Origin of the sequence: Proteiniphilum sp. UBA1028 (genome assembly GCF_002316955.1) — a bacterium.
Classification (GTDB): Bacteria; Bacteroidota; Bacteroidia; order Bacteroidales; family Dysgonomonadaceae; genus Proteiniphilum.
Genome location: NZ_DCEN01000011.1, coordinates 1 through 5,958 on the forward strand (window position 1 = coordinate 1; position 5,958 = coordinate 5,958).

The 5,958-nt window shown below is 45.1% G+C and carries 6 protein-coding genes and 1 pseudogene; 6 read left to right on the forward strand and 1 reads right to left on the reverse strand.

Going from position 1 to position 5,958, the window contains the following annotated elements; all coding sequences use genetic code 11:
• Positions 1-76 precede the first annotated feature (76 nt).
• Complete coding sequence (locus tag B3Z75_RS01275; protein ID WP_294066917.1) at positions 77-673, reverse strand: GreA/GreB family elongation factor; 597 nt, start codon at positions 671-673, stop codon at positions 77-79.
• A 270-nt stretch (positions 674-943) separates the two neighbouring features.
• Here B3Z75_RS01275 and B3Z75_RS01280 point away from each other — a divergent pair, with 270 nt between their 5' ends.
• The 6 genes and pseudogenes from B3Z75_RS01280 (at position 944) to arsB (ending at position 5,879) form a co-directional block, all read left to right on the forward strand.
• On the forward strand, positions 944-1,273 hold the full coding sequence (locus tag B3Z75_RS01280) for an ArsR/SmtB family transcription factor (RefSeq protein ID WP_294066920.1): 330 nt from the start codon (positions 944-946) through the stop codon (positions 1,271-1,273).
• 107 nt (positions 1,274-1,380) lie between these two features.
• Positions 1,381-1,707 (forward strand): arsenite efflux transporter metallochaperone ArsD, encoded by a 327-nt coding sequence (arsD, locus tag B3Z75_RS01285; protein ID WP_294066923.1) that lies wholly within the window; start codon positions 1,381-1,383, stop codon positions 1,705-1,707.
• A 23-nt stretch (positions 1,708-1,730) separates the two neighbouring features.
• Entirely contained in the window at positions 1,731-3,440 is a 1,710-nt protein-coding gene (gene arsA, locus B3Z75_RS01290) for an arsenical pump-driving ATPase (protein WP_294066982.1), read from the forward strand.
• An 8-nt stretch (positions 3,441-3,448) separates the two neighbouring features.
• Positions 3,449-4,237, forward strand: a pseudogene (gene arsM, locus B3Z75_RS14210) (arsenite methyltransferase); the annotation flags it as partial.
• Positions 4,238-4,249: 12 nt separating this feature from the next.
• Complete coding sequence (locus B3Z75_RS14215; RefSeq protein WP_349676017.1) at positions 4,250-4,675, forward strand: arsenate reductase ArsC; 426 nt, start codon at positions 4,250-4,252, stop codon at positions 4,673-4,675.
• 151 nt (positions 4,676-4,826) lie between these two features.
• A complete protein-coding gene (arsB, locus tag B3Z75_RS01300; protein ID WP_294066929.1) occupies positions 4,827-5,879 on the forward strand; it encodes an ACR3 family arsenite efflux transporter in 1,053 nt (350 codons plus the stop codon).
• Positions 5,880-5,958 lie beyond the last annotated feature (79 nt).

Sequence of the window (5,958 nt, forward strand, 5' to 3'; positions counted from 1 at the left end):
CACCCTCTTTCTATTCGGGTACTTGTCTGGGAAAACAAAACCGCCTTATTCTACCATGGGATGGCTTTGTTAGCTTTCATGCATAGGCTATGTCCATGATTTCATAAACAATATCTTTCTTGGGCCGTTTTAGAACCACTTTGTCTCCAATTTTTTTATCAATCAACTCATTTGCCAAAGGCGATACGAACGAGATTTTCCCCTTGGAAACATCAGCCTCATCAACACCTACTATCTGAAAAGTTTTGATTCTCTTCGATTCTTCAATTTTGAGAGTTACCCGTGCACCGAACCTTATTTCATTTTGAGGCTGCTCATCGAGAGGAACGATTATGGCTGTATCTATTCGATTGTTCAGCAAATACAATTTTGCATTAATATGGTTCAACGCTATCCGTTTCTCATTTTCATTGGCTTTGTTTAGATGTTCCTTTTCGTTGATAAGCTTCTCTTTTTCGGCCAATAGTTCATCCATTCCCACCTGGGTCACATAGTTTGTTGCTCCTTCGGGTAAGTAAGCCCTGGGTGGTACCATTGGAATTTCTTCCTGATCTCCTTCTTTGACAAATCCTCTGCTCATAGCTTCGTGGATTAAATTGTTTTTCTTTTGGATAACAAGAGATAAGGGCATCGAAATATACGATTTCCATCTAAAGTTTGTCTTTGCAAACATAGTCTGATTTATCAACTAATTCAAGTTTTCGTGTACATTATTTTTTCATCCTCCCTCAGAACGTTAAGTGGAAACTCACAACCTCTCTTTAATATTTATCAATTTTCTTTCCAGAGAGGTGTCATGCTGAACTCATAACCGATACATTATAGTGCGATAACTCCCTGCATGTAATTTTCTTCGGGCATTTCACGATGAATCCATATTTCGTGTTCCGAAAATTTGGATGATTCAATTAGTGTTCGTATATTTGCGAACATTAATTGAAGTATGGAGACAACAAAGCATACGTTACAGACAGCAGAACAGGAGATGGTGGCCCGCCTGGCGAAAGCGTTGGGACATCCAACCCGGATTGAGATTCTGGTATTTCTAGCCTCTCAGGACAGTTGCTTTTTTGGCGATATCCACGACGAGCTTCCCATGGCCAAATCTACCGTTTCACAACATCTGAAGGAATTGAAAGAGGCCGGTTTGATACAGGGAGAGATTGAAGCGCCAAAAGTACGGTATTGCATCCACAAAGAGAATTGGGAAATTGCCCGAAAACTCTTTTCAGATCTTTTCAACTTGTTCGACGGGAAAGGGATAAATTGTTAAGGCGATCTATTTTTTTGCTTTTTATGTTCGTTGTTCGGCGAAGATAAAACTCTATGATCAAAACGATGTTGATATAATTATATAGACCAAAACTAATCAGATAAACAATGAAAACGATTGAGATTTTTGATCCGGCCATGTGTTGCCCCACCGGATTGTGCGGCCCGAATATTAATCCTGAATTAATGAGGATGGCCACGGTAACCGATACGTTAAAAAGAAAGGGTGTCAACATTACCCGTCATAATTTAAAGGATGAACCCCGGGCATTTGTTTCGAATAGTGTGGTAAACCAATGTTTACAGGAGCAGGGAGCCGAAGCTTTACCCATCACATTGGTAGACGGAGAAATCGTTCTGTCCAAAGTTTATCCCACCAGCAAACAACTGGGTGAGTGGACGGGAATTTCCCTGGACTTTATCCCGGTTAAGTAATTTGCAGATTTGAATAAACAATGATGAAACCATTTAATTTATCAGAAACAGCAATCGCAAAATACCTCTTTTTTACCGGTAAAGGAGGAGTAGGAAAAACATCGGTTGCCTGTGCAACCGCAATAGGCTTGGCAGATGGTGGAAAGAAAATCCTGCTGATCAGTACGGATCCGGCATCAAACCTTCAGGATGTTTTCGCCCAAAAATTGAACGGACAAGGTACGTCTGTTGCCAATGTGCCGGGGCTTACGGTGGTAAACCTTGATCCGGAACAGGAAGCGGCTGCATACCGGGAAAGTGTCATCTCTCCGTTCAGGGGAAAACTGCCTGTCAGCGTACTCCGGAATATGGAGGAACAACTCTCGGGCTCCTGCACGGTGGAGATTGCCGCGTTCAATGCATTTTCCGATTTTCTGACGGATGCCTCCAAACAATCGGAATATGACCATATCATCTTCGATACAGCCCCTACGGGTCATACGTTGCGTATGTTGCAGTTGCCTTCTGCCTGGAGTACGTTTATCAGCGAGAGTACACACGGTGCATCGTGTCTGGGTCAATTGTCGGGTCTTGAGGAACGGAAAGATATTTATAAAGAGGCGGTCAATACCCTGGCAGACGGCAGTAAAACCCGTCTCGTACTAGTGAGTCGTCCCGAGACATCTGCCTTACATGAAGCTGCCCGTTCGTCGCACGAGCTGCAACTGCTGGGCATAAAGAATCAGATTCTGGTGATCAACGGGGTTTTGCAGCAATTGCAAAATGAGGATAGGGTATTCCATGAAATTCACGAAAAACAGCAATCGGCTTTGCAAGACATTCCGGATGAAATAGCGGACTACCCCACATTCACTGTTCCATTACGTTCTTATAATTTATCGGATATTGCCAATATCCGCAGGTTATTGTACGAGGACAATGTGGAGTTGATCGATGACTACAAACCGATGAGGAGCGAAAAAGGGCTGGAAGATTTAATTGATGATCTCTATGCCAGCGGTAAACGGGTTGTTTTTACGATGGGAAAAGGGGGCGTAGGCAAAACCACGTTGGCTACAAATATTGCACTCGGATTATCTGCACGCGGGGCCAAGGTGCACCTGACGACTACCGACCCGGCAAACCACCTGAATTACGACCTTGCTTTGAAAGCCGGTATCTCTGTGAGCCGCATCGATGAAGCAACGGAGTTGGAAAAATACAAGAATGAGGTACGTGGCAAGGCCGCACCGAACATGAGCGCCGAAGATATGGCATATATAGAAGAGGATCTGCGTTCTCCCTGTACCCAGGAAATAGCGGTATTTAAAGCTTTCGCTGAAATTGTGGACAAGGCAGACACTGAAATTGTGGTGATTGATACCGCACCTACCGGCCACACGCTCCTCCTGCTGGATTCCACACAAAGTTACCATAAGGAAGTGGAAAGGGCACAGGGTATTTCCGATTCGGTAAGCCGGTTATTGCCCCGTTTGAGAAACCCGGAAGAGACGGAGGTGGTGATCGTCACCCTGCCTGAAGCAACACCTGTATTTGAAGCGGAAAGGCTACAAGCCGATTTACAGCGGGCCGGCATACACAACAAATGGTGGGTGGTCAACTCCTGCCTCTCACTGGTATATACTGAGAACCCTTTTCTGCAATCAAAAGCTCGGAGTGAATTTTCGTGGATTGGGAAAGTGAAAGAACTTTCCGGTGAGCATACGGCGCTGATTGAATGGAGAAATTTATAATGAGCGCGATGAAAAAGAACGATAAAATAAAAGAAGTGGTGAAGCAAAAATATGGGGATATTGTTTTGCTAAATCAGAAATCCTCCTGTTGCTCTTCCTCCTGTTGTTCAGTAGATGGTCATAGTATAATGAGTGAAGACTACCGTGCTTTTGACGGATATATTGCCGAGGCGGATATGGGATTAGGATGCGGGATCCCAACGCAGTTTGCGAATATACAAAAAGGAGACATCGTTTTGGACTTAGGCTCAGGAGCCGGGAATGACTGTTTTATCGCCCGTGCGGAAGTAGGAGAATCCGGGAAAGTGATCGGAGTTGACTTTACCCCGGCAATGGTTGCTAAAGCACGAGAAAATACAAAAAAAAGAGGATTCCAAAATGTAGAATTTCGTGAAGGGGATATTGAAAATTTACCGGTTGAAAGCAGTTCAATCGATTTAGTCATCAGTAATTGTGTGCTCAATTTGCTTCCTGCAAAAGATAAGATATTTCACGAAATATACCGTGTTTTAAAACCCGGAGGTCATTTCTGTATATCTGACATCGTACTGAAAGGGGAGCTTCCCCGGGAGCTCTCAAAAGCTGTTGAAATGTATGTGGGGTGTGTGGCCGGAGCAATACCGCAGGAAAATTACCTCGCTGAGATATCCATGGCAAAGTTCAATGAAATCGAAGTCGTTAGCAGGAAGAAAGTGAATATGCCCGATGAGCTACTTTTAAAATATATGCATCGTGATTCTTTGAAAGCGTTTAAATCAGGAGAGTCGGGAATTTTTTCAATTACCGTAAAAGCAAAAAAAAACAAACAGATGAATAAACGAATTTTAATCCTGTGTACAGGAAATAGTTGCCGTAGCCAGATGGCACATGGTTTTCTGCAATCGTTCGATCCGGACCTGGATGTTCATTCGGCCGGCACAAACGCAAGCGGCAAGTTAAATCCCAAAGCGGTAGAAGTCATGAAAGAAGCGGGTATTGATATTTCACATCACACCTCCGACAGTGTGGATAAGTACCTGGACGGGGAATGGGACTATGTGATCACGGTCTGTGGCGGTGCGAACGAGAGTTGCCCGGCCTTTATGGGAAAAGTGAAACACCGCCTGCATATCGGCTTTGACGATCCGTCGGATGCGACGGGTACGCCTGAATTTATCCTCTCGGAATATGTCCGCGTACGCGATGAAATAAAAGAGGAATTTCATGCGTTTTATGTGAATCATATCCGACAATAAAAGCAGAAGAGAAGACAAACATCTTACCCGGTTGATGTTGTTGCGCGAAAAGTCTGACTTTTTGTGCATCCTATCCGATTAAATAAAAATAAAAGAGTTTAACAAAATTGGATTCAGAGTGATGTACAATCGCTCCCTAAATATCAGGTTCATGAGTAAAAGTAACATGCGTTTCCTGGACAGGTACCTTACCCTCTGGATATTCCTGGCGATGGCTGTAGGTGTGGCACTGGGTTATTTCATTCCCTCTTTCGGCGGACGGGTCGATGCCCTGTCGAGGGGCACCGTCAACATCCCGCTGGCCATCGGTTTAATTCTGATGATGTATCCGCCATTGGCAAAGGTGGATTATAAGTTGCTGCCCAACGTGTTCACCAATGGAAAGGTGCTCACCATATCGCTCGTGCTGAACTGGATCATCGGGCCCATCCTGATGTTCCTGTTGGCGATTGTTTTCCTGCGCGATTATCCCGAATATATGATCGGCGTCATCCTGATCGGGTTGGCACGTTGTATCGCCATGGTGCTGGTGTGGAACGATCTGGCGGGAGGGAACAGTGAGTATGGCGCTGGCCTGGTTGCGCTGAACAGCATCTTTCAGGTGTTCTTTTACAGCTTTTACGCCTGGTTATTTATCACGAAGCTGCCTCCGTTATTCGGTTTCGAGGGGGCCATCGTGGACATTTCCATCGGAACCATCGCCCGAACTGTTGCCATTTATCTGGGCATTCCGTTCCTGATGGGCATGTTGAGTCGGCTAATCCTGGTGAAGGTGAAAGGGGTGAGCTGGTACGAAAAGAAATTTATTCCGGCCATATCACCGATTACGCTGATAGCCCTGCTGTTTACCATTGTGCTGATGTTCAGCCTCAAGGGCGAACTGATCGTGGAGATCCCCATGGACGTGGTGCGCATAGCCATCCCGCTGATAATCTATTTTACCCTGATGTTCTTTATCAGCTTCTTTGCCAGCAAAGCGATGCATACCTCCTACGACAAGAACGCTTCCATCTCGTTTACCGCCTCGGGCAACAATTTTGAGCTGGCCATTGCTGTGGCCATCGGCGTTTTCGGGTTGCATAGCGGACAAGCTTTCGCCGGTGTGGTTGGTCCCCTGGTGGAGGTGCCCGTGCTGATCCTGCTGGTGAATGTGTCAAAACGCCTCAAGACAAAATACTATCCCGCACACACAATAGTGAAGTGATTCATTTTGAAGAGGCATGACAAACATTCTGACAGAAATAGTTGTTTAGACGATGTGGAAACTGTATAAACAACATAAA

What these genes read in the sequence shown, in the direction of transcription:
- B3Z75_RS01275 (WP_294066917.1), bottom strand. Translation starts at nt 673, where the DNA reads ATGTTTGCAAAGACAAACTTTAGATGGAAATCGTATATTTCGATGCCC.
- B3Z75_RS01280 (WP_294066920.1), top strand. Translation starts at nt 944, where the DNA reads ATGGAGACAACAAAGCATACGTTACAGACAGCAGAACAGGAGATGGTG.
- arsD (WP_294066923.1), top strand. Translation starts at nt 1,381, where the DNA reads ATGAAAACGATTGAGATTTTTGATCCGGCCATGTGTTGCCCCACCGGA.
- arsA (WP_294066982.1), top strand. Translation starts at nt 1,731, where the DNA reads ATGAAACCATTTAATTTATCAGAAACAGCAATCGCAAAATACCTCTTT.
- B3Z75_RS14215 (WP_349676017.1), top strand. Translation starts at nt 4,250, where the DNA reads ATGAATAAACGAATTTTAATCCTGTGTACAGGAAATAGTTGCCGTAGC.
- arsB (WP_294066929.1), top strand. Translation starts at nt 4,827, where the DNA reads ATGAGTAAAAGTAACATGCGTTTCCTGGACAGGTACCTTACCCTCTGG.